At 59.0% G+C, this 21,532-nt stretch carries 21 protein-coding genes; 8 read left to right on the top strand and 13 right to left on the bottom strand.

Annotated features, from left to right (window positions below; all coding sequences use genetic code 11):
* Positions 1-3 precede the first annotated feature (3 nt).
* The 3 genes from atpA to ACR0MI_RS11090 form a co-directional block, all read right to left on the bottom strand.
* Positions 4-1,542: a F0F1 ATP synthase subunit alpha gene (atpA, locus tag ACR0MI_RS11100; protein WP_170614769.1), complete on the bottom strand. Its 1,539-nt coding sequence runs from the start codon at positions 1,540-1,542 to the stop codon at positions 4-6.
* Entirely contained in the window at positions 1,543-2,103 is a 561-nt protein-coding gene (locus ACR0MI_RS11095; RefSeq protein ID WP_170614770.1) for a F0F1 ATP synthase subunit delta, read from the bottom strand. It lies immediately after the preceding gene.
* 313 nt (positions 2,104-2,416) lie between these two features.
* Positions 2,417-3,151, bottom strand: a complete 735-nt coding sequence (locus ACR0MI_RS11090) for a methyltransferase domain-containing protein (RefSeq protein ID WP_170614771.1) — start codon at positions 3,149-3,151, stop codon at positions 2,417-2,419.
* A gap of 61 nt (positions 3,152-3,212) precedes the next feature.
* On the opposite strand from ACR0MI_RS11090, the gene gloB reads away from it, so the two are divergent.
* From gloB to ACR0MI_RS11075, 3 genes are all read left to right on the top strand, one after another.
* Complete coding sequence (gloB, locus tag ACR0MI_RS11085; protein ID WP_170614772.1) at positions 3,213-3,980, top strand: hydroxyacylglutathione hydrolase; 768 nt, start codon at positions 3,213-3,215, stop codon at positions 3,978-3,980.
* A 174-nt stretch (positions 3,981-4,154) separates the two neighbouring features.
* Positions 4,155-6,479, top strand: coding sequence for an ATP-dependent Clp protease ATP-binding subunit ClpA (gene clpA, locus ACR0MI_RS11080; RefSeq protein ID WP_170614773.1), 2,325 nt, complete (start codon positions 4,155-4,157; stop codon positions 6,477-6,479).
* A gap of 78 nt (positions 6,480-6,557) precedes the next feature.
* Positions 6,558-7,085, top strand: coding sequence for a DJ-1/PfpI family protein (locus ACR0MI_RS11075; RefSeq protein WP_480854368.1), 528 nt, complete (start codon positions 6,558-6,560; stop codon positions 7,083-7,085).
* Positions 7,086-7,176: 91 nt separating this feature from the next.
* Here ACR0MI_RS11075 and ACR0MI_RS11070 read toward each other — a convergent pair whose 3' ends face one another.
* The 3 genes from ACR0MI_RS11070 to ACR0MI_RS11060 all read right to left on the bottom strand — a co-directional run bounded on the left by ACR0MI_RS11070 (position 7,177) and on the right by ACR0MI_RS11060 (position 10,638).
* A complete protein-coding gene (locus ACR0MI_RS11070) occupies positions 7,177-8,856 on the bottom strand; it encodes a peptidoglycan -binding protein (protein ID WP_170614775.1) in 1,680 nt (559 codons plus the stop codon).
* A 3-nt stretch (positions 8,857-8,859) separates the two neighbouring features.
* Positions 8,860-10,038, bottom strand: coding sequence for a biopolymer transporter ExbB (locus tag ACR0MI_RS11065; protein ID WP_170619555.1), 1,179 nt, complete (start codon positions 10,036-10,038; stop codon positions 8,860-8,862).
* A 69-nt stretch (positions 10,039-10,107) separates the two neighbouring features.
* Positions 10,108-10,638, bottom strand: a complete 531-nt coding sequence (locus ACR0MI_RS11060) for a gamma-glutamylcyclotransferase (protein ID WP_170614777.1) — start codon at positions 10,636-10,638, stop codon at positions 10,108-10,110.
* Between the two features lie 67 nt (positions 10,639-10,705).
* Between ACR0MI_RS11060 and ACR0MI_RS11055 the strand changes: the two genes are divergently transcribed.
* Positions 10,706-11,707 carry a DUF2125 domain-containing protein gene (locus tag ACR0MI_RS11055; protein ID WP_170817177.1) on the top strand — a complete coding sequence of 334 codons (1,002 nt, stop codon included), beginning with the start codon at positions 10,706-10,708 and terminating at the stop codon, positions 11,705-11,707.
* Between the two features lie 58 nt (positions 11,708-11,765).
* The gene (locus tag ACR0MI_RS11050; RefSeq protein ID WP_170614779.1) at positions 11,766-12,623 is read left to right on the top strand and encodes an FkbM family methyltransferase; all 858 of its coding nucleotides are present in this window, start codon (positions 11,766-11,768) and stop codon (positions 12,621-12,623) included.
* Here the strand turns inward: ACR0MI_RS11050 and ACR0MI_RS11045 are convergent.
* The 4 genes from ACR0MI_RS11045 to ACR0MI_RS11030 form a co-directional block, all read right to left on the bottom strand.
* Positions 12,620-13,465 carry an extensin family protein gene (locus ACR0MI_RS11045; RefSeq protein ID WP_170817176.1) on the bottom strand — a complete coding sequence of 282 codons (846 nt, stop codon included), beginning with the start codon at positions 13,463-13,465 and terminating at the stop codon, positions 12,620-12,622. The two genes, ACR0MI_RS11050 and ACR0MI_RS11045, sit on opposite strands and share 4 nt — an antisense overlap.
* Positions 13,462-14,382 carry a prephenate/arogenate dehydrogenase family protein gene (locus ACR0MI_RS11040; protein WP_170614781.1) on the bottom strand — a complete coding sequence of 307 codons (921 nt, stop codon included), beginning with the start codon at positions 14,380-14,382 and terminating at the stop codon, positions 13,462-13,464. The genes ACR0MI_RS11045 and ACR0MI_RS11040 overlap by 4 nt, the downstream gene beginning before the upstream one ends.
* The gene (gene hisC / locus ACR0MI_RS11035; RefSeq protein WP_170614782.1) at positions 14,379-15,464 is read right to left on the bottom strand and encodes a histidinol-phosphate transaminase; all 1,086 of its coding nucleotides are present in this window, start codon (positions 15,462-15,464) and stop codon (positions 14,379-14,381) included. Before hisC ends, ACR0MI_RS11040 begins: the two co-directional genes overlap by 4 nt.
* Positions 15,465-15,528: 64 nt before the next feature.
* Positions 15,529-16,944, bottom strand: a complete 1,416-nt coding sequence (locus ACR0MI_RS11030) for an aminotransferase class V-fold PLP-dependent enzyme (protein ID WP_170817175.1) — start codon at positions 16,942-16,944, stop codon at positions 15,529-15,531.
* A gap of 103 nt (positions 16,945-17,047) precedes the next feature.
* Between ACR0MI_RS11030 and ACR0MI_RS11025 the strand changes: the two genes are divergently transcribed.
* Positions 17,048-17,509: an Lrp/AsnC family transcriptional regulator gene (locus ACR0MI_RS11025; protein ID WP_170614784.1), complete on the top strand. Its 462-nt coding sequence runs from the start codon at positions 17,048-17,050 to the stop codon at positions 17,507-17,509.
* 124 nt (positions 17,510-17,633) lie between these two features.
* Here the strand turns inward: ACR0MI_RS11025 and rpsD are convergent, their stop codons facing one another.
* Both rpsD and ACR0MI_RS11015 read right to left on the bottom strand, forming a co-directional pair.
* On the bottom strand, positions 17,634-18,254 hold the full coding sequence (rpsD, locus tag ACR0MI_RS11020) for a 30S ribosomal protein S4 (protein WP_170614785.1): 621 nt from the start codon (positions 18,252-18,254) through the stop codon (positions 17,634-17,636).
* Between the two features lie 218 nt (positions 18,255-18,472).
* Positions 18,473-18,892, bottom strand: a complete 420-nt coding sequence (locus ACR0MI_RS11015) for a hypothetical protein (protein WP_170619557.1) — start codon at positions 18,890-18,892, stop codon at positions 18,473-18,475.
* A 375-nt stretch (positions 18,893-19,267) separates the two neighbouring features.
* On the opposite strand from ACR0MI_RS11015, the gene ACR0MI_RS11010 reads away from it, so the two are divergent.
* A complete protein-coding gene (locus ACR0MI_RS11010) occupies positions 19,268-19,690 on the top strand; it encodes a hypothetical protein (RefSeq protein ID WP_170614787.1) in 423 nt (140 codons plus the stop codon).
* Positions 19,691-19,906: 216 nt separating this feature from the next.
* Positions 19,907-20,269, top strand: coding sequence for a hypothetical protein (locus ACR0MI_RS11005; RefSeq protein WP_170614788.1), 363 nt, complete (start codon positions 19,907-19,909; stop codon positions 20,267-20,269).
* A gap of 115 nt (positions 20,270-20,384) precedes the next feature.
* Here ACR0MI_RS11005 and ACR0MI_RS11000 read toward each other — a convergent pair whose 3' ends face one another.
* Positions 20,385-21,188 carry a glycoside hydrolase family 25 protein gene (locus ACR0MI_RS11000; protein WP_170614789.1) on the bottom strand — a complete coding sequence of 268 codons (804 nt, stop codon included), beginning with the start codon at positions 21,186-21,188 and terminating at the stop codon, positions 20,385-20,387.
* Positions 21,189-21,532: the final 344 nt, after the last annotated feature.

The following is a 21,532-nucleotide window of genomic DNA, read 5'->3' as shown; positions in this document are numbered from 1 at the left end:
CTATCAAGCGAAGGTTGCGGCGTATTCGTCGATCGCTGCCTTGATCTTGTCGGACGCGTCGCCTTTGACCTTCGGATCTTCGTCGGTGATCCACTTCAGCAGGTCGGCGTGCTTGCCGCGCAGGTGCGCCAGAAGACCGGCCTCGTAGCGGCCAACATCCGAAACGTCGATCTTGTCGAGGTAGCCGTTGGTGCCTGCGAAGATGACGCAGACGATTTCCGCGTTGGTCAGCGGCGAGTACTGCGGCTGTTTCATCAGTTCGGTCAGACGCGCACCACGGTTCAGCAGCTGCTGAGTTGCGGCGTCAAGGTCGGAACCGAACTGCGCGAACGCAGCCATTTCGCGGTACTGAGCCAGCTCCAGCTTAACCGGACCGGCGACCGATTTCATCGCGTTGGTTTGGGCCGACGAGCCCACACGCGAAACCGACAGACCGGTGTTCACGGCAGGACGGATGCCCTGGTAGAACAATTCGGTTTCCAGGAAGATCTGGCCGTCGGTGATCGAGATCACGTTGGTCGGAATAAACGCCGAAACGTCACCACCCTGAGTTTCGATAACCGGCAGAGCGGTCAGCGAGCCTGCACCGAAGTCCTCGTTCAGCTTCGCCGAACGTTCCAGCAGGCGGGAGTGGAGGTAGAAAACGTCACCAGGATAGGCTTCACGTCCGGGCGGACGGCGCAGCAGCAGCGACATCTGACGATAGGACACGGCCTGTTTCGACAGGTCATCATAGATGATCAGCGCGTGGCGGCCGTTGTCACGGAAGTACTCGGCCATCGCGGTCGCGGCGTAAGGCGCCAGGAACTGCATCGGTGCCGGGTCGGACGCGGTTGCGGCCACAACGATCGAGTATTCGATGGCGCCGGATTCTTCCAGTTTCTTCACCAGCTGCGCAACGGTCGAACGCTTTTGGCCGATCGCAACGTAAACGCAATACAGCTTCTTCGACTCGTCGTCGCCTGCTGCGTCGTTGTAGACTTTCTGGTTCAGGATGGTGTCCAGAGCAACGGCGGTTTTGCCGGTCTGACGGTCACCAATGATCAGTTCCCGCTGGCCGCGGCCGATCGGGATCATCGCGTCAACCGATTTCAGACCGGTTGCCATCGGCTCGTGCACCGATTTACGCGGGATGATGCCCGGGGCTTTCACGTCTGCAACGCCGCGCTTGGAAGCGTTGATCGGGCCTTTGCCGTCCAGCGGGTTGCCCAGACCGTCAACAACGCGACCCAGCAGTTCGTCACCGATCGGAACGTCAACGATCGAGTTGGTGCGCTTGACGGTGTCACCTTCTTTGATGTCACGGTCGGAACCGAAGATAACGACACCGACGTTGTCGCTTTCCAGGTTCAGCGCCATGCCCATGATGCCACCGGGGAATTCGACCATCTCACCGGCTTGCACATTGTCCAGGCCGTATACACGGGCAATCCCGTCACCGACGCTCAGCACGCGGCCGATCTCGGCCACTTCGGCTTCCTGACCAAAATTCTTGATCTGGTCCTTCAGGATTGCAGAAATCTCTGCAGCTTGGATTCCCATTTATCCGACCTCTTTCATTGCATTCTGTAGGGAGTTCAGCTTCGAACGGATCGAACTGTCGATCATTTTCGAGCCCACTTTAACGACAAGACCGCCGATGAGGCTTTCATCAACGGTCGCATTGATTGTCACGGTCTTGCCCACACGCTCGGACAGCGTTTTGGACAGTTTTTCCATTTGCGTCTTGGTCAGCGCCTTGGCCGAGGCGACATCGGCGGTCACTTCGCCGCGCTCGTCCGCCAGCATATCGCGCAGAACCTGCACCAGCTGCGGCACAACGAACAGGCGACGCTTTTGCGCCATCAGGCCCAGCGTGTTCTGCAGGATGGAGTTCAGCCCCATCTTGGCGGCAATTGCGGTGATTGCGCCTTCCTGTTCGGCGCGGGAAACCAGAGGCGAGGCGATCAGGTCGCGCAAATCTGCGCTTTCGCCCAAAGCTGCTGCCAGATCATTGATGCCGGTTTCCAGACCTGCGAGGTCATTATTCTCTTTGGCAATCTCGAAGATTGCGGTGGCATAGCGCTCGGCGATGCCTGTGGAAATCGAAGCTGGTTCGGACACGTCCACCCTTCCGATATTTTGGGCCCCGAATTCGCGTGCGGCAGCTACCCCGGGGGCGTGAAGAAACCCCGTCCTTGTAGGGCGGGGATCAAAATCACCGGGGATGTAGCAGAGGTGTTCCAACCTCGCAATATAGTATAGTGATTACGATGTTATCCACAAATTGTTTGATTTCATACACTTACGCAAAGTGCGACCCTTTGGACACGTCTGAATGGGTGAAAAATGTTACCAAATTGCAGCTTTTGGCGATTCCTGTGGCCTATTTCCCTCAGATTTAGGCACCAGACATGGGTGTCCATCACCCGTTCTGTCAGGCCGGCTTGAGCAGGCCGTCCAGCGCTTTGATCGGGCGTTTGACCGCATCTTTGGTCACGGTGCCACTTGGCGGCCGGATAAGCTTGGTCGCCTCGACCATGAGAACGCCACCCGCCATAATTGTCGGCAGACGTTGCCCTGTCTTTTCGATCAGATTGCCGGATTTCAACCAGAACCGTCGATAGGATGGCGGCATGTAAAGAGCCGAGCAATGCGTTTCCGGGACGAAATGATGGGCCTTGAGCTGGGATTCCAGCTGCGATGCGGAATACGGGCGACCAAACCCGAACGGTGTCCGGTCGGACCGCGACCACAGACCCGCCCTGTTGGGCACGACAAACAGGATACGCCCCCCCGGCCCCAACACGCGCCAGCATTCCTCCAGCAACTGGGTCGGACGCTCAGAGGTTTCCAGACCGTGCATAACCACCAGCTTGTCCACGTGACCGGTTTCGATGGGCCAAAGCGTCTCTCCGGTTAGGACAGAGACGTTGGGCATTCCTGCAGGCCAGGGCATCACACCCTGTGGGCCGGGCATCAGCCCGATCACGCGCCGCGCATCCTTCAGATAGGGGCGCAGCAAGGGCACGGCGAATCCAAACCCGACAACAGTCTGCCCCTTGGCCTCGGGCCACAGCTCGACCATTCGACCACGGATCGCCGCCTGCGCGGCACGTCCCAAAGTGCTGCGGTAGTAGAAATTCCTCAGATCCTGCACATCAAGATGCATTGCGGACACCCGGTCAATCGGCTTAGCTGTCGGCAGTCTAGCAACGAAAGGGCAAAAGGCCATGCCTCTTGAGATCGTCACCATCCCATGCCTCAGCGACAATTACGCCTTTCTGGCGCATGATGCGGTCAGTGGCCAGACCGCATTGATCGATGCGCCTGAACCTGGACCGATCCTGGCCGCGCTTGACGCCCGCAACTGGAAACTGTCTCATGTCCTGCTGACCCATCACCACTGGGATCATGTGGATGGTCTGGCCGGAATCCTCGAACATCACTCTGCCAAAGTGATCGGAGCCGCCGCTGACGCCCACCGCCTGCCGCATCTGGATTTGCAGGTGCGCGAAGGCGATACTTTCGAAATCGGCGGCGAACCGGTTCATGTGCTGGACGTCTCGGGCCATACGATCGGACATATCGCGTTTTACATGCCGGAGAGCACGGCTGTGTTCACAGCAGACAGCCTGATGGCCTTGGGCTGCGGCCGTCTGTTCGAAGGCACACCTGCGCAAATGTGGGCTTCGCTTGGCAAACTGGCCGCCCTGCCCGACGAGACGATCGTCTGTTCCGGTCACGAATACACACAATCCAATGCAAAGTTCGCGATCACTGTCGATCCGGACAACGCGGCGCTGCAGCAGCGAATGCAGGATATCGACCGTGCAAGGGCTGCCGGCGAGCCAACCGTTCCGTCGACTCTGGCGCTTGAGAAGGCCACAAATCCGTTTCTGCGGGCCACGGATCCTGGGATCAAGACTCAACTGGGGATGGAAAATGCCGATCCTGTATCAGTATTTGCCGAAATTCGGGCTAGAAAAGACCGGTTTTAGGACCTATTTGCCCCACGTCACGGTCACGGTCACACGAAATGTGACTGTCAAGAGCAAGAAAACCCTTGAAGCCGCGCCACGATCAACCAAACTCTAATAGTATGAGGACATGGTTGGGATGGGGATCCGACCTTTAACGCGCCCCCTTCTGACCCAAGACAGAGGAGCACCCGCGTGCCTTCATTCTCGAGCACATTAGAACAAGCCATTCACGCGGCCCTGGCTGCGGCGAACGAACGGCGACATGAATTCGCAACGCTGGAGCATCTGCTGCTGGCGCTGCTGGAAGAACCCGATGCGGTGCGCGTGATGAAGGCGTGCAGCGTCGATCTGGATGAGTTGCGCAGTACCCTTGTCGAGTTCATCGACGAGGATCTGTCAAATCTGGTGACGGATATTGACGGATCCGAGGCGGTGCCGACTGCAGCCTTCCAGCGTGTCATCCAGCGCGCGGCGATTCACGTTCAAAGCTCTGGCCGGACCGAAGTCACCGGGGCCAACGTTCTGGTCGCCATCTTCGCCGAACGCGAAAGCAACGCGGCCTATTTCCTGCAGGAGCAGGACATGACCCGCTATGACGCGGTTAACTTCATCGCACATGGCGTGGCCAAGGATCCTGCGTATGGTGAAAACCGTCCCGTTTCCGGCGCGGATCAGGTTGAGGAAGAGGTTCAGTCTAGCGCGGGTGAAGGCGAACAAAAGGAAAGCGCGCTGGGCAAGTATTGCATCGATCTGAACGCCAAATCGCGGGCCGGAGATGTCGATCCGCTGATCGGGCGCGCAGATGAGGTCGAACGCTGCATCCAGGTGCTTTGCCGCCGCCGCAAGAACAACCCGCTGCTGGTGGGTGATCCGGGTGTGGGCAAAACTGCCATCGCCGAAGGTCTGGCTCATAAGATCGTCGCGGGTGAAGCGCCGGATGTTCTGGCCAACACCACGATCTACTCGCTCGACATGGGTGCGTTGCTGGCCGGAACCCGATACCGCGGTGATTTCGAGGAGCGTCTCAAGGCTGTCGTGACCGAGTTGGAAGACCATCCTGACGCGGTCTTGTTCATCGACGAGATTCACACCGTGATCGGTGCCGGCGCCACTTCAGGCGGCGCGATGGACGCGTCGAACCTGCTGAAACCTGCACTGCAGGGCGGCAAGCTGCGTACCATGGGCTCGACCACGTACAAGGAGTTCCGCCAGCATTTCGAGAAGGACCGCGCGCTGAGCCGCCGGTTCCAGAAAATCGACGTGAATGAGCCTTCGGTCGAGGACAGCGTGAAGATTTTGCGCGGTCTGAAACCCTATTTCGAAAAGCATCACGAGATCAAATACACCGCTGATGCGATCAAAACCGCTGTGGAACTGTCGGCGCGCTATATCAATGACCGCAAACTGCCCGACAAGGCGATCGACGTGATCGACGAGGCCGGTGCGGCCCAGCATCTGGTCGCGGAAAGCAAACGCCGCAAGACCATCGGTGTGAAAGAGATCGAAGCGGTGGTCGCCAAGATCGCCCGCATTCCGCCCAAGAACGTCACCAAGGATGATGCCGAGGTTCTCAAAGACCTGGAAGCTTCGCTGAAACGGGTGGTGTTTGGTCAGGACGTAGCCATCGAGGCGCTGTCCAGCGCGATCAAACTGGCACGCGCGGGTTTGCGTGAGCCTGAAAAGCCAATCGGCAATTACCTGTTCGCCGGCCCGACCGGTGTGGGTAAAACCGAGGTTGCGAAACAGCTGGCCGATACGCTGGGTGTGGAACTGCTGCGGTTCGACATGTCCGAATACATGGAGAAACACGCGGTTTCCCGTCTGATCGGTGCGCCTCCGGGGTATGTCGGGTTCGACCAGGGCGGTCTGTTGACCGACGGCGTCGACCAGCATCCACATTGCGTCCTGCTGCTGGACGAGATCGAGAAAGCGCACCCGGACGTGTTCAACATCCTGTTGCAGGTGATGGACCACGGTGAGCTGACCGATCACAACGGCCGCACGGTGAACTTCCGCAACGTGGTCTTGATCATGACCTCGAACGCGGGCGCGCAGGAACAGGCCAAGGCCGCCATCGGCTTTGCCCGTGATCGCCGCGAGGGCGAGGACACGGCCGCAATCGAGCGCATGTTCACGCCGGAATTCCGCAACCGTCTGGACGCGGTGATATCGTTCGCGCCGCTGCCGAAAGAGGTCATCCTGCAGGTGGTCGAGAAGTTCGTCCTGCAGCTTGAGGCGCAGCTTTTGGATCGCGGCGTCTCGATCGATCTGACCCCCAACGCAGCCGAATGGCTGGCCGACAAGGGTTATGACGACAAGATGGGTGCCCGCCCGTTGGGACGGGTTATTCAGGAGCACATCAAGAAACCACTGGCCGAGGAACTGCTGTTCGGAAAACTCGCCAAGGGCGGTGTGGTCCGCGTATCCGTCAAGGACGGCGAGCTGGATCTGGAAATCCTCGGCCCCGATCAGCCGCGTATTCCGGGCGACAAACCTCCGCTGCTGACGGCAGATTAACCCGAAGAATGAAACGACAGCCATCGCCTGCCATCCCAAATTGGCAGGCGATTTTCGTTCAAAGGACAGGAGACAGGGATGCGCAAAATCGGCGCTTTGATTTTTCCCGGGTTTGAGTTGCTGGATGTGTTCGGCCCGATGGAGATGTTCGGCTTGCTGACCGATGACTTCACCCTGGAGCTTGTGGCGGAAACCAGTGGGCCGGTTGAAAGCAATCAAAAACTGAAGGCTTTTGCCGACACGACGATCGACGCAGCGCAGGGCTATGACATTCTTTTTGTGCCGGGCGGAGCTGGCACCCGCAAGGAAGTCAACAACTCACGCTTGTTGGATTGGATTGCGGACAGTTCGGATAAGGCGGAATTCACCTTGAGCGTATGCACTGGCAGCGCCCTTCTTGCTAGGGCCGGGGTATTGGACAACCGGCGCGCCACGACCAACAAGGCGGCCTTTTCGTGGGTCTGCGCCCAAGGGCCCGACGTGGAGTGGGTTCCCCGGGCCAGATGGGTTGAAGACGGGCCATTCCTGACCTCATCCAGCGTTTCCGCCGGAATGGATATGGCCCTGGGCGCCATTGCCCTGATGCACGGAACGGATGTAGCCTAAAAGGTGTCGGTGTGGTGTGAGTATACCTGGCACAAGGACAAGACCCACGATCCGTTTGCCCGCGTGCATGGGCTGACGTGATGTAAAGGGATCAGCGCTCGGTCAGTTTCAGCTCGATCCGCCGGTTCTGGGCGCGGGCTTCGGGCGTATCTGACGGATTGACGGGCTGGAATTCACCAAAGCCGTTTGCGGCAAGCCGGTCTGGCGGGATGCCCAGCGCGTCGACCATGTAGCGAACAACGGACAAGGCGCGCCCCTGGCTGAGTTCCCAGTTGTCCTGATACCGCCCTGTTCCGGCCAGCGGCACGTTGTCGGTGTGCCCGTCCACCCGGATGACCCAATTCAATCCTTCAGGGATTTCCGCCGCCACGCTGCGCAGGATATTGGCCACCTTGGCGACCTCCAATTGCCCTTCCGGGGAAAGGACGGCCGAGCCGGTGTCGAACAGAACCTCGGACGAGAACACGAACCGGTCGCCTTCGATCCGTACGCCTTCCTGATCCCCAAGAACCTCGCGCAGGCGCCCGAAAAACTCGGACCGGTACCGTTGCAGATCTTCGGCCTGCGCCGCCAGTTGCTGGTTCTGACCCGACAGCGCTTCGGCTTCGGCCTCAAGCCGTATCCGCTCGGCCTCTTCCAGCAAGCGGCGACGGCGTTCTTCCGAGGCCGCCCGCGCCAGGGCGGCGTTCAGGTCCTGCCCCAGTGTCTGGATGCGGATATTGGCTGAAGCGTTACGCTCTTCGTAGTCATCCAGCAGGGCCTGCAACGATCCAAGCTGCCCGCGCAGTGCAGCCATCTGTTGATTCAAAAGCGCCGTTTGCCGCTGCGCTTCTGCAGAGATTTCTTTTTCATCCGCAATCGTGTTACGTGCCACCGCCAGCAATGTTGCCCGCTCTTCTGCCAGTGTCTTCTGCGCCTCGGCATCCGCTTGCGCCTGGGTCTGCGCGGCCAGGGCGGCCTTGAGTTGCGCCTTCAATTCTTCCGGATCCAGATCGCCAAAGCGACGCTCCAGCTCGGCCTTGGCTGCCTGCGCCGCGGCGAGCAAGGTCAGAGTATCCTCGGCGTCCTTGCGCTGCGCCTCAAGTGCCAGGGTCATCGCCGTCAGCTCCGCATCGGCGTCCTGAAGACGGTTGCGCAGGTTTTCGGCGGCGGCGGCTTCGGCCAGTTTCGCGGCCTCTTCCGCGCTCAGTGTTTCTTCAAGTTCAGCGATCCGGCTGCTTTGGGTTGCCTCGCTCGCCTCTAGGTCGGCAACGAGCGCTTCCAGCGCTTCCCGGCGGGCGGCAGCCAAACGGGCAGCTTCGGCCTGCGCGTCGATTTCTGCCCGGCGCTGGGCAAGCGCAAGGTTCAGGGCCTCCTGTTCGCTCAGCAATTCCTCGCGCTGGGATTGAAGATCGGCAATCGCCCCGCGCGCCTCTTCCTGATCAACCAGCAGAGCCGCGACCTGAGCCTCGAAATCCGTGATCCGGGTCTGTGCCTGTGACAGGTCATCTTCGGCCTGCGTCAAGGTCGCGTTCAGCGCCCCCAGACGGGCCTGCAAACGGCTGTTTTCACGCTCTTCCAGCCCCAGTGCGCCTGCCAACGCGGCGACTTCGTCGGACAGGGCCGTCAGCTCATCCTCCTGCCCCGAAATAGTCTCGCGCAGGACGAATTGCACCACCATGAAGATGGTCAGAACGAAGGTCAGAACCATCAGCAGCCCGGTCATCGCATCCACAAAGCCGGGCCAGACCGAACCCTGGAAACGTTGACCTGTGCGGCGGGACAGAGCCATGGCTTACTCGCCTTCCGGTGTGCTGCGCACGGCGCCCTTGGGCAGGGTCAGCGCCCTGACCAGCAATTCGATATCCTTGCGCATCTCGTTCATGCTTTCCTGACGGCCAGCCGAAATTTCCTCGAGGATACGCAGCAGCTGCACGTCCATCGACCGCAGGCGCATCCGGCTTTCGGCGTCGATCCCGTCGCCGGCGCCATGTTCGCGCATGTGATCCAGCAGCGCGTCCTGACCAAGGGCCACGCGTTCCAAAGCAGATGTCACACCTTCGGTTTCAGACTGCCGCTGGTTCATGTCCCCGATGGTTCGAACCAGCTGACCCATCTTGGCCGAAAGGTCGGCGCGGTCAGCTTCCTGCGCGGAAAACAGATCCTGCAGCGCATTCATCTGTTCGGACATTGCATCCAGAACCGGCGTCAGAACCGCGATTTCTGCGCCGCCTTCTTCACTTGCCGCGAACCCGACGCGGGTGATCGATGACAGCCATTCCTCAAGCTCGCGATAGAACCGGTTTTGGCCGTGCCCGGCAAAGAGTTCCAGCAGGCCAACGATCAAGGAGCCAGCCAACCCAAGCAGCGAGGATCCAAATGCGACGCCCATACCCTGCAACTGCGCCTCGAGCCCGGTCATCAGCCGGTTGAACACCGCCAACCCTTCTTCGCCTTCCTGCGGGTTCAGGCTGCGGATGGTGTCGACTATGGCCGGAACGGTGGTGGCAAGGCCAAAGAATGTACCCAGAAGGCCAAGGTAAATTAGGACGTTGGTGATATAGCGTGTGATCTCACGCTCTTCCTCGACCCGTTCGGCGACGGAATCCAGAATTGACCGGGTTGAACTGGAACTGATCTGCGACCGCGCACCGCGTTCGCGCAGCAGCGAGGCCAGCGGTGCCAAAAGCTGCGGTGTCCGGGCATCCTCGCGCACAACACCGCCGACAAATGCCTCGATCCAGCGGACGGAGCCGATCAGCTGCCCCACCTGATAGAAACAGGCCAGAACGCCGATGACGAAAACAAGCAGAATGAACCCGTTCAGATAGGGGTTCGCCTGAAACACCGGCAGCACGTATGGCAGCGCCATGAACACACCCAGCCCTGACAGGCCAATCGCGATCAACATCATCACGATCTGTCGGATGGGATGCGAGAAATGGGGTCTCGCGCCCTGATGTGCCTGCGCCATGCGCGTCATTCCCGGTTTTTGCCTGCTCTGCGCTGAATCTAGCGAACTTCCGCCGGTGACGCCAAGGGTTTATGCGGTAATGCTGCGCACCCGTTGCGACAACCACTCAAGATCGGGATCGCGCAGACCGATCTCGGCCAAATGTTCGGTCGTATTGTACAGATATTCGGTGTTCGGACCGCGCCCGCCAACGGCATGGGCGATGATCTGAGCCTGTTCTTCCAAGGGCATGCCGCCGCAATACTGCACGTGGGCCTCGTCGATCACATAGGTCACGGCATTCACCACTGTACCGCAGTCCAGATGCACATCCAGCATCTTCTCGACATAGGCCGAGGAAATCAGCTCGCGCTCGCGCAGTTCGTGCAGGGTGCGTTCCTCGTGCCCCGTTTCGACCGCCAGTGCCAGACCCTTGCAATGGGCGGCGGTCTGCTCGTCCAGCGCCAGCACCAGACCCGGGTGGTCCTCGGTGCCGCGGTGGTGGATGGAACTCATGCAGAAAGAGCGAGCATATCCATGCAAGGTTGCGCGTTCGCTGCGCGCCACCGGAAACCCAGGATTCCACAGCAGCGATCCATATCCGAAAACCCACATCGTCATTACTCTGGTCCTTGCCCGTTTGCGCCTATAAACATCAAATCCGACGCAGGAAAAAGGGCCATTTGTCATGCGCCGTCTGATACGAGTACTCATATTTGTTGCCGTTGCCTGGAGTGCCTATTGGTTCATCGCCGGTTACGGGCTGCGCAGCGCGATCACCGCCTGGTTCGACAAGCAACAGGAACTGGGCTGGCAGGCCGAATTTTCCGAAGTCGCAACAGCGGGTTATCCGACGCATCACGTAACCCGGCTGAACAACCCGGGGCTGGCCGATCCGGTCAACGGCACCGCCTGGAGCGCCGACTGGATCGAGTTCGAAAGCCCTGCGATCTGGCCCGGTCGGCAGGTGCTGCGGTTTGCGGATACGCCCCAACGGCTGTCCTATTTCGACCAGACGGCGACCGTTCAGGCAACGGATTTGCAGGCAGAACTGCAATTGCAGCCGGGTGTCGCACTTGTTCTGGAAAAGATGGCCCTGACTGCGGACAAGTGGATTGTCGCTGGCGAAGCTGCTGCGGTGGCCGGTGGTGAAACCCTTGATCTGCTTATGGAACAGTCCGGCCAGCCCGAAGCATACAAGGTCAGCGCCCGGATCGACGGCTTTCGTCCCGGCATGGATCTGCGCGACCTCATGCGGTCGGCCACATCGCTGCCGCAGGCATTTGAAACGCTGGCGATGGACATGACCGTCACCTTTGACAAGCCCTGGGACCGTTCTGCGCTTGAGGAAAGCAGGCCGCAGCCGGTAGCCATCGATCTGAGGCTGGCGGAAATCAGATGGGGTGAGTTGCGCCTGTTTGCTGCTGGCGAGCTGGATGTTGACGCGCAGGGCATTCCAACCGGCGAAATCGCCATCAAGGCGGAAAACTGGCGCGACATGATCGCCATGGCCAACGCCGCCGGTGCCTTGCCGGATCAGGCGGTTGATCCGGTCACGCGGGCGCTGAACTTTATGGCCGGTTTGGGCGGAAATCCGAATGCGCTGGACCTACAGCTCAATTCCCGCGACGGTTTCGTGGCACTGGGCCCCTTGCCCCTGGGACCTGCACCCCGGTTGATATTGCGGTGATGCCCGGCGATACCTTGGGCAGACACGAAACAGAATTCAGCGCTTACGGGAACGGTCAATGGGACTAAGAACACTCATTTCCAATCGGATTTCGAACTGGGCGCTGGGACACAAGAAGATCAGGCGCGAACTGCTGCGGCAGTTGTGGACAGATGACGTTCTGTTCTTTCGCAATTTCGACGATCACAGCCTGGTCTATTACCCTCATGATGTCATTGGAGAACACCTGACGAAATTCGGCGAATTCAGTCGCGAACCGGTGCGTGAACTGGCCGAATATCTGACCCGTTCGGGCCAGCCCCCGGAAGGCGGTTCCGTGCTGGAGGTCGGTGCAAATATCGGTACACACACAGTTTATTTCTTCAGGGATCTGCACTGCAACTCGGTCGTTGCAATCGAACCCGACCCCGAAAACCACGAATTGCTGTGCCGGAACGCTCAGATCAACGACCTGAACGATAAAGTGACCATTCTGCGCGTTGGCGCATCTGACAAAAGCGGGCAGTTGCCCTTCGTCACAAGTGAACTGAACCGGGGCGGTTCGAAAATCGGAGAGGCGCAGGACAATGCGATCATGGTGGATGTGACCACCGTTGATTCACTTCTCGAGACCCAAGCCCAATCGCTTCAGGATCTTCGTTTAATCTGGATCGACGTCGAAGGGCATGAATTGCAGGTCCTGCAAGGCGCACTGCGAACCCTGGGCGAAGTCAAACCCCCGGTCTATTTGGAATACACCCCCAAAAAGGATGCCTCCGAAAACGAAAAGCTGCGGGATATTCTGTTTGAGGCCTATGATCACGTCGTTGATTTTGCGAACGGTCAAACGGTTCTGACCCGGGACAGTTTCAATCACATCCACGCACAGACCGATCTGCTGGCAATGAACCTGAAATCGCAAGCGCGCCGGAACTAGCGGCAGAACGTACCGCTGCGGTACCGCGCCGTGTCCAGGTGGAAATGATCGCGGTGATACCTGTCCGAGTTTGGTCCCAGCACGGTTCCGAACGGGCCACAGGCACCGCGCCAAACCTTGATCAGCTGCTTTTGCGAGGGGTTTTTGCGCCAACCGTTCAAAACCGTCACAACCTCACCATCGGCCATTGTGAAACCCGAGATGTCGATGGCACGCCCCTTGCCGTGTTCCGAAATCCGGGCACCTTTTTGGCTGTTGCGCGTGCGGCAGGCGTAATGGGCCGCCACCTGCAACTCGACTACCGGACCACGTCTTTTGAAGGTGGGAATGACGGCTTTGTCGACCCATTTGTTGAGCGCGATCGCCGTGCCGCAATCCATCGTCGACGGGCGGCTGAGCGCGACACCCGAAACTGATGTGATCTGGACCGCATCCTTGATCCCGCAGGCCTTGATCTTGCCCGACACCCTGCCCACCGCTTTGCCCTGAATGGCGATGTCACCGCAAACTGACCCCTTGCGCAGTTTGTTTTTCTTCAGAAAAGCCTGTTGCTCCAACTCTTTGGGCCGCAGGTACGGCATCAGTGACGTGTCCGGTCCCAGCAGCGGCAGATCCGATGGTCGCGCAGCAGCAGCCAAAACCTGAGGCGATTCCGGACGTGTTTGGGGCCGCATCTCTGACAGCGCCGCAACGGATGCTGCCGCTTTGGAAATCACTGCGCCCCCAGCAAAGGCCGCCGGGCGCGTCAATGGAAACAGCGATTGTTCTGGTGGCGCAGCCGTGGTTGCGGTGGCGACCAACACTGCAGTTCCGACCAGTATGCGCCCCCAGATCTTTGTCATGAATGGGCCTTGCCACGTCCAAAGTCGGGCGCGTCCGTATCCTGACCCGCGTCGATGATGCCGCGTCGGATCGCGCGGGTGCGGGTGAAGTAATCGAACAGGTGCTCGCCATCCCCGGTGCGGATCGCACGTTGCAGGGCAAAAAGCTCTTCGGTAAAGCGCCCGAGAATTTCCAGCGTCGCGTCCTTGTTGGTCAGAAACACATCGCGCCACATGGTCGGATCAGACGCTGCAATCCGGGTGAAATCCCGGAAACCGGCTGCCGAGTACTTGATAACCTCGCTATCTGTGACCCGCCGCAGATCGTCCGCGACGCCCACCATCGTATAGGCAATCAGGTGCGGCGCATGAGAGGTCACGGCCAGAACCAGATCGTGATGGTCGGCATCCATTTCATCAACGTTCGAGCCCATCCCCTCCCACAGGGCACGCAGCCGGGTAACGGCTACAGGGTCAGCATCTTCCACCGGCACCAATAGGCACCAGCGATTGTCGAACAGTTCCGCAAACCCAGCTTCGGGACCTGAATGCTCGGTTCCGGCCAATGGGTGGGCGGGAATGAAATGCACGCCATCGGGAACGTGCGGTGACACGGCCTGAATAACGTGGCGTTTGACCGAACCGACATCCGTCACGGTGGCGCCCGGTTTCAGGACCGGTGCGATATCCTGCGCAACAGCTTCCATCGCACCAACGGGAACGCACAGCACCACCAGATCGGCCCCTTCAACGGCCTGGCGCGCCGTGTCGCACACGCGGTCGCACAACCCGATGCGCCGCGCCGTATCACGGGTGGCTTCGGACCTTGCATAGCCCGTCACTTCGCCGGCCAGACCGGCGCGCTTGATGGCCCAGAACATCGAGGAAGCGATCAGACCCAGCCCGATCAGCGCCACACGGTCATATATCTGGCTCATGCTGCGCCCCCTTTGAACGCGGTGATTGCTGCCACGACACGGCGGCAGGCCTCTTCATCGCCAACGGTGATCCGCAGCGCGTTCGGCAGGTTGTAGCCTGCAACCCGCCGAACAATCAAACCCTGGGTTTTCAGGTAGTCGTCGCAGGCCTCGGCTTCGGCCTGATCAGCAAAGCGCGCCAGGATGAAATTGGTGCAAGACCGGTCTGACGGAACGCCGATCTTCGCCAGCTCGCCCGACAACCAAACGCGCAGGCGGGCGTTCTCGGTCTGGCAAAACGTCATGTAATCGGTGTCCCGCACCGCCGCTTCTGCCGCGGCCAGCGCAGTCTGCGACAAGTTGAAGGGCTGGCGGACCCGGTTAAGCACATCGATGATCGGCTGCTGCGCGTACCCCCAGCCGACACGCAGCCCGCCCAGACCGTAGATCTTGGAAAAGGTCCGCGTCATGATCACATTTTCAAAACGGTCCACCAATGCCGCGCCGCCATCAAACCCATCGACAAACTCGGCGTAGGCGCCATCAACCACCATCAGGCAGCTTTCGGGCAGGTTTTCCGCCAATCTCGTCAGTTCGGCCTCGGAAATCATAGTCGAAGTCGGATTGCCTGGATTGGTGACAAAAACGATCCGTGTGCGTTCGGTGACCGCCGCCAGAATGGCATCCACATCGACCGTGCGATCCGTTTCAGCCACCATGACCGGGTCCGCGCCGACCATGCGAGCGATGATCGGGTACATGGAAAACCCATGCTCGGTATGGATCACCTCATCGCCCGGTCCCGCATAGGCCTGCGCCACGAACTGAAGAACTTCGTCGCTGCCGACGCCACAGATGATCCGCGCCGCATCCAGCCCGTTCCGCTCGCCGATTGCACTGCGCAGACTGGCATGATCCGTGCTGGGATAGCGATGCAGCATGGCAGCAGTTTCCCGAACGGCCTCAATCGCCTTTCGGCCCGGACCAAAGGGGTTTTCGTTGGAACTCAGCTTGATGACATCCGCCACGCCTTTGATATGCGACTGGCCGCCCTGATACAGCGCGATGTCCATGATGCCGGGTTGCGGGGTAATCTTGGTCATGAGGGGCTCCGTTATCCGAGCCCCTCATACCCGTCTCAACGGATTGAGAAAAGCGGCAATTCCCTTATGCCGCCCGGAAGCGGGCCGTTGCCGGATCAGCGTCGTAGAATGGCGCGAATTCTTCGGTCCGGTGCGACAGGTCATTAACACTGTCGATGATGAACTGAACCGTCTCTTCGGTCATCAGGTACGAGAAGTTCAGCCGCACCCAACCGGGTTTCTTCATCTCTTTCCCTGCGGACAATTCGGCATGCAAAACCTCGGATGTCGCGCGGTCTATACCCAGCAGTCGGTGCGCATAAGGCCCGGCGCAGGCACATCCGCCCCGAGCCTGAATGCCATAGACATCGCTCAGCATGCGGGTGAACAACTGCTGGTGCACTGGCTGGCCAGAATTGTCACGGACGAGAAACGAAAAGATGGGCAGGCGGTGCGAGTTGTCCACGCCCAGCAATGTCAGGTTTGGATTGCCACGCCAGCCGTCCAGCGCCATTTGATTGTAAAGCGCCTCGCGCTTTGCGATCTCCTCGGAGCCAACGACATCCTTGACGATGAAGGCCAGCGCGGCGCGGATATCTCCGATGACGTTTGGCGTTCCGGCCTCTTCCCGGGTGGCAAGATCTTCGCTGTAATCATGGCGCCAAGGCGACACGAAACTGACGGTTCCGCCACCGGGCCAGCTGGGGCAGGTGCGCTGAACCGCATGACTGTTCACGATCAGAACGCCCGACGCCCCCGGCCCGCCGGGAAATTTGTGTGGTGACACGACTATCGCATCCTTGCGCGCGTCCGCCGGCCCCATGTCCATCGGCAGATAAGGTCCGCCACCGGCATAGTCCCAGACCGACACAGCACCATGATCCTTCAGCAACCGTGTGACCGGATCGGGATTGGTGATGATGCCCGTCACGTTTGATGCCGCCGAAAACGAACCAATCAACAGATCCGCATCCTGGTTTGCAACCAGCGCCTCTTTCAATGCATCCAGATCAAGGCCACCCTCCGGGGCTTCGGGAATTTCGATCACCCGCGCCTTGCTTTCCCGCCATGGCAGAATATTCGAATGATGTTCATACGGCCCGATCAGGACAACTGGCTGGTCAGCTTGCTCTATCCCCAGCAAACTGACCAGCCGGTTGAGACCCGCAGTGGCGCCCGACCCGGCAAAAATCACCGCGTCTTCTCCCCTTGCGCCAACAATGCGGGCGATCTCTGCGCGTGCTTCGCGGCGCAAACGTGTCATATAGGATCCGCAAAAAGAGGCCTCAGTATGGCTGTTGGCATAGAACGGCAACACATGCCCGGCCACAAAGTTTTCGACCTGCCGCAACGCACGGCCGGAGGCCACGTAATCCGCATAGACAAGCGGTACGCCCCGAAGCAGACCAGGGATCAGCACGTTCTCTCCGATCAGCCCTTCACGCAGGGATGAATCTTGAGCGGCGGTCTGAAGGTTTGCTCGAAATTCGGACAAGGTCATTGCATCTGCTCCACTCCTTTGGAACCAATGTGATTGAACTATGTTCTAAAAACTTCACCTATTTTTGCTTTATTTTCTCCTTTTTTGTGTCATATGATCAGGAATGACCTCAAAATTAGATCAATTGGACATACGCATTCTGAAAGAGCTGCAACGGGATGCTTCGTTGTCGCAACGCGAGTTGGCCGACCGGGTCGGCCTGTCGCAGAATGCGTGCTGGCGCCGCCTCAAGGCGTTGACCGACGATGGCGTGCTGCAAGGCTCCAGTGCCCGGATCGCGCGTGAAAAGCTGGGGCTCAGCCTAGTTGTCTTTGTCATGCTGCGCACCCGGCACCATTCAACGGAATGGCTGCAGGCTTTTCGCAGCCACGTCCTGACCATCCCTGAAGTGGTGGATTTCCACCGGATCGGCGGCGACTATGACTATCAACTCAAGGTGGTGACCCAGGACATGGCATCTTACGACAAGGTCTATCAGCGCCTGATCGAAAAGGTGGAACTGGACAGCGTGACTTCGTATTTCGCCATGGAAGCGATTGCCGAGGGGCGTCCGCTACCGCTCTGATCCGCACTTCATCTGGCCAAAAATATCCCGGGGGAAGCGCGGCCTGCCGCGATGGGGGCAGAGCCCCCAACAAAAAAGGGCCGCGCAGAACAGCGCGGCCTTTGAAACTTGGGATCGGCGAAGATCAGTTCTTCGCGTAGAATTCGACGACCAGGTTCGGCTCCATGACGACCGGGTAAGGCACATCGCTCAGGCCCGGCGCGCGCACGAAGGTCGCGGTCATTTTCGAATGGTCGGCGTCGATGTAGTCAGGCACGTCACGCTCGGCCAGAGCAGCGGCTTCCAGAACAACGGCCAGTTGCTTGGACTTGTCACGCACTTCGATCACGTCGCCTTCCTTGACACGGTAGGACGGGATGTTGACGCGCTGGCCGTTTACCTTGACGTGGCCGTGGTTCACGAACTGACGTGCAGCAAACACGGTCGCCACGAACTTGGCGCGATAGACTACAGCGTCGAGGCGACGCTCCAGCAGGCCGATCAGGTTTTCACCGGTATCGCCTTTGACACGCTCGGCTTCGGCGTAGATGCGGCGGAACTGCTTCTCGGTCAGGTCGCCATAATAGCCTTTCAGCTTCTGCTTGGCGCGCAGCTGCAGACCGAAGTCCGACAGTTTGCCCTTGCGGCGCTGGCCGTGCTGGCCGGGGCCGTATTCACGACGGTTGACCGGGGATTTCGGACGACCCCAGATGTTTTCGCCCATCCGGCGGTCGATTTTGTACTTGGCAGACGTGCGTTTGGTCACGGCTGATCTCCTTCGTTCAGGTCGAGGCCCATTCAGGCCACTATGAAGGGCGTTGTCCTCTTGAGGTTTCCCCCATGACAGGCATCCCCTTGCGGGGGCCACCAACACCAATGAAGCAGCGCTTATATCCGTGAATTTCGGAGAGTCAACAGGTCTCGGGGCTTTGATTTTTTAACCCGCAGGGAAACAGCCGGCCTGTTGCACCAATAATGGGGAAGTTACCGAAGGCCGTTCCGTGCCGGAAATGCGATCACTGTGCTGTTGCTGTGATCGATGGCGTCAAATGGCAGGCTGATTTCCCAGATTTCGCTGACCCAGTAATCCTGATCCCGCTCGGGGAAATCCTGTTCAAAAACCAGCGTCGGCGCGTCTTCACCTTCGGGGACAATCAACTCCCCTCGATATTGCCGTGCACCGTTGGTCAGAACAACAGTGCCAAACACATCACCGGGTATCTCCGAAGAGGAATATACACTTTCAGCGACAACCCTGCTGCCGACGCTTTCTGCCTTGCCCAGCATCATCTCGGCAGCCACGTCCAGTCGACGTGCCACGCCGCGCCAGGACCATGCCGCACCTACCGTCAACGATTCCAGAGGCGCAGCCTCAAGCCCGTCGATTTCAGTTTGTGTCCACAAGATAGCTTTGCGACCGTTTTGTCCGGTTCTCATTTGCCCGCCCGACCTTTCAACAAACTACACGTTACCGATGCGTATTTATCTATTAAGAATTGGTCGGAAAAAAGACCGAATTGCAGCATTCACAGGAATGTTGTGCTTTTGCCATTTCAAAACGATACTTCCGGGCTTTTCAAAGAGTTTCAGCACACAGCCCACTGACATTCAGGGACACGATCACCCCCCTCTTTGGCCGCCTCATCCGGACGATTGTGACCAGAAAGTCGCAGAAAGCAGCAATGAAGCAATTCACTTTGAGGTTGCTCGAAAATGCAGGTACTCAGCCTGGAGAATACTGGTCGGAATCGACCTCCCAAGAGTGAATAAGTTTGTAAAATGAAAAAGTTATTGTTTGGTGCATTACTTGTTGTGAGTGCTTGTGCCGCCAATCCCGGACCATCCATCCCCGTAAAGCCCGGCCACGATCTTGCCTTTGCCCGCAGGGCAGTTCAGAGCTGTTCGGCCAATGCCGAGGCCGGCGGCACCAGCGCCGTTGTCGGTGGCTATGCAACCGGTGTCATTCTGGTGGGCGTCATCCTGGGCCCGGCGATTGTCGGGCTGAATCAGGATACCATTTATGAAAACGGCAAGATCGACGGCGTCGACCGCTGCCTGGCCAAGCACGGCTTTGAGCGCCGTGACCTGACGGATGGTGAAGTCTTCTGGCTGGGCGACAGTTACGGCACGGAACGCGAGAACCGGTTAAGTCACCTCATCGGCGGCGGCACCGTTGAAAGCTACAAACCGACTTTGAATTGATGGGTGCACTTGCCTGACGGCATCCGTGGCGGGGAACGTCTGCGCCTCGGCATGCGCGTGGCAAGTCATTGCAAGTACGGATATCCTGCCCGATCGGTACAGGATATCTGACCGGATTACAAAAGTTGTCATTGCGAAACCATTGCCCGCGAGACGGGTGGTCTCTTAGCGTTTGAACAGGGTCGCAGACCCAACAATTTCAAGCAGGAGATTACAATGAAAACTGGAATGATACTTGGAATTATCGGCGGTGTTATCGCCTTATTGGTCGGTGCGGTGGGCTACAGCGCCTCATCCGCCCTCGGCTCGTTGTCCAGCGGCATCGGGTACGAGCAGGGCGCATCATCCGCGCAGTTCTACAGCATCATGTCGCTGGTGTTGCCGGTCGCCGGCCTTCTGGGCGGAGGCATCGCCGGCAGGAACGCGCAGGTTGGAGCTGGCCTGATGGGCCTGTCCGCCGTCGGAATTTTATGGGCCTTCGGCCTGAGCTTTTTGTCAATCGTTCCCGCCGTCCTTCTTGGGCTCGGCGCTTTTCTGGTGCTTTCAGAAGGCGAAAGCAGTTCGCCTGAAAATAGCTGAGACACCTACCAAAACAGGCATGCCCAAATGGGCAAGCCTGACCGGATCATCCGTGCTTTTGCTGTTACCCGGAATTCGCAAAAGCGAACGTCCGGAGCTCACCACCCAAGAAAACTCAGTTGCCTCCAGCCTTCCAGCGGGCCCAGATTTCCGGCTCTCCGTTGAATGTGTTGATATCAACCTTGCCCTGGACCCCCGGGACCAGCCCGGTGCCAGTGTATTGCCAGAAACGCCAGATCGTATTCGGATAAACGTCGCGAGGGTGCCCGGCAACCGAACGCAACCAGAACTCGGTTTTGGGCAGGCGACTGATATTGGTGTCCTGATAAAAATCCACGGTGGTGTAGACGATCGGTCTGCGCCCGTAGTGACGCTCGAGAATATTCAGGAATTTCTCGGCCTCGGCCCGCACTGTTTTGCCATCGGGCCGCAAAGTGCAGGTCTTGGAATGTGGCGTCCATTCCATGTCGAGAACATGAGGCAGATCGGCGCCCTTGGGCACGTTGCGGATAAACCAGCGGGCCTGTTCGGCAGCAGGACGGCAAAAGTAATAATAGTGATAGGCGCCCCACGGCACACCCGCTGCCTGCGCGCCCTGCCGGTGTTCATTGAAGCGCGGATCCGCGAAATCGCCCCCTTCAGTGGCCTTGATGAACACAAAGCTGACCCCGGCAGAGCGGGCAGTGCGCCAATTGATCGAGTCCTGCCAGCGCGACACGTCCAGACCATGGACCGGGTAGCTTCCGGGGTGCCGCCCCTCCCACTCATGAGGATCCGCATCGCCAAAGCGAGGGTGAATAACCAATGGCGGTTTCGGGTCCGTTACCTCGAAGTGCTCGACCACCTGTGGTGGCGGAGGACGCCGCCCGCAAGATACAAGTGTCAGCCCGATAAGTGCCAAAAATATCGCTAAGCGCATTATTCTAACCTGCCTGAAATATCTGCTCGTATTGTTGGGCTCAGAATGACAAATCTGCATGATAAGACAACGCTACAATTGCATGACGGCGGAAACTTACCGCTTGCACACCTGGCACCTTGAGAAATTGACAATTCATGCTTGATCCCGGGCACCAAAACGCCTAAAGCAGCGCAATCCGGTGCCGCGTCATGCGACTCCGGTGTTTTGGTTTGTTTCGCAGCGTGACGTCCCGCTTTCTTCGGCCCGGACGCGATGCGGCAAGCCAGACCAAAGGAACATTCGACCTGACCTCTGGCGGGCTGTGCGCAGGACCCGGTGAAGACCAAGAGCTCTCAGGCCGT

This window comes from Ruegeria sp. D4, assembly GCF_056534475.1.
The sequence above is the reverse complement of the archived record's forward strand: the minus strand, read 5'-3'. Positions and strand labels throughout refer to the sequence as shown.

Coding starts and splice junctions, on each gene's coding strand:
- atpA (WP_170614769.1), bottom strand. CDS start 1,542: ATGGGAATCCAAGCTGCAGAGATTTCTGCAATCCTGAAGGACCAGATC.
- ACR0MI_RS11090 (WP_170614771.1), bottom strand. CDS start 3,151: ATGCATCTTGATGTGCAGGATCTGAGGAATTTCTACTACCGCAGCACT.
- gloB (WP_170614772.1), top strand. CDS start 3,213: ATGCCTCTTGAGATCGTCACCATCCCATGCCTCAGCGACAATTACGCC.
- ACR0MI_RS11075 (WP_480854368.1), top strand. CDS start 6,558: ATGCGCAAAATCGGCGCTTTGATTTTTCCCGGGTTTGAGTTGCTGGAT.
- ACR0MI_RS11070 (WP_170614775.1), bottom strand. CDS start 8,856: ATGGCTCTGTCCCGCCGCACAGGTCAACGTTTCCAGGGTTCGGTCTGG.
- ACR0MI_RS11065 (WP_170619555.1), bottom strand. CDS start 10,038: ATGGCGCAGGCACATCAGGGCGCGAGACCCCATTTCTCGCATCCCATC.
- ACR0MI_RS11060 (WP_170614777.1), bottom strand. CDS start 10,638: ATGACGATGTGGGTTTTCGGATATGGATCGCTGCTGTGGAATCCTGGG.
- ACR0MI_RS11055 (WP_170817177.1), top strand. CDS start 10,706: ATGCGCCGTCTGATACGAGTACTCATATTTGTTGCCGTTGCCTGGAGT.
- ACR0MI_RS11050 (WP_170614779.1), top strand. CDS start 11,766: ATGGGACTAAGAACACTCATTTCCAATCGGATTTCGAACTGGGCGCTG.
- ACR0MI_RS11045 (WP_170817176.1), bottom strand. CDS start 13,465: ATGACAAAGATCTGGGGGCGCATACTGGTCGGAACTGCAGTGTTGGTC.
- ACR0MI_RS11040 (WP_170614781.1), bottom strand. CDS start 14,382: ATGAGCCAGATATATGACCGTGTGGCGCTGATCGGGCTGGGTCTGATC.
- hisC (WP_170614782.1), bottom strand. CDS start 15,464: ATGACCAAGATTACCCCGCAACCCGGCATCATGGACATCGCGCTGTAT.
- ACR0MI_RS11030 (WP_170817175.1), bottom strand. CDS start 16,944: ATGACCTTGTCCGAATTTCGAGCAAACCTTCAGACCGCCGCTCAAGAT.
- ACR0MI_RS11025 (WP_170614784.1), top strand. CDS start 17,048: ATGACCTCAAAATTAGATCAATTGGACATACGCATTCTGAAAGAGCTG.
- ACR0MI_RS11010 (WP_170614787.1), top strand. CDS start 19,268: ATGAAAAAGTTATTGTTTGGTGCATTACTTGTTGTGAGTGCTTGTGCC.
- ACR0MI_RS11005 (WP_170614788.1), top strand. CDS start 19,907: ATGAAAACTGGAATGATACTTGGAATTATCGGCGGTGTTATCGCCTTA.
- ACR0MI_RS11000 (WP_170614789.1), bottom strand. CDS start 21,188: ATGCGCTTAGCGATATTTTTGGCACTTATCGGGCTGACACTTGTATCT.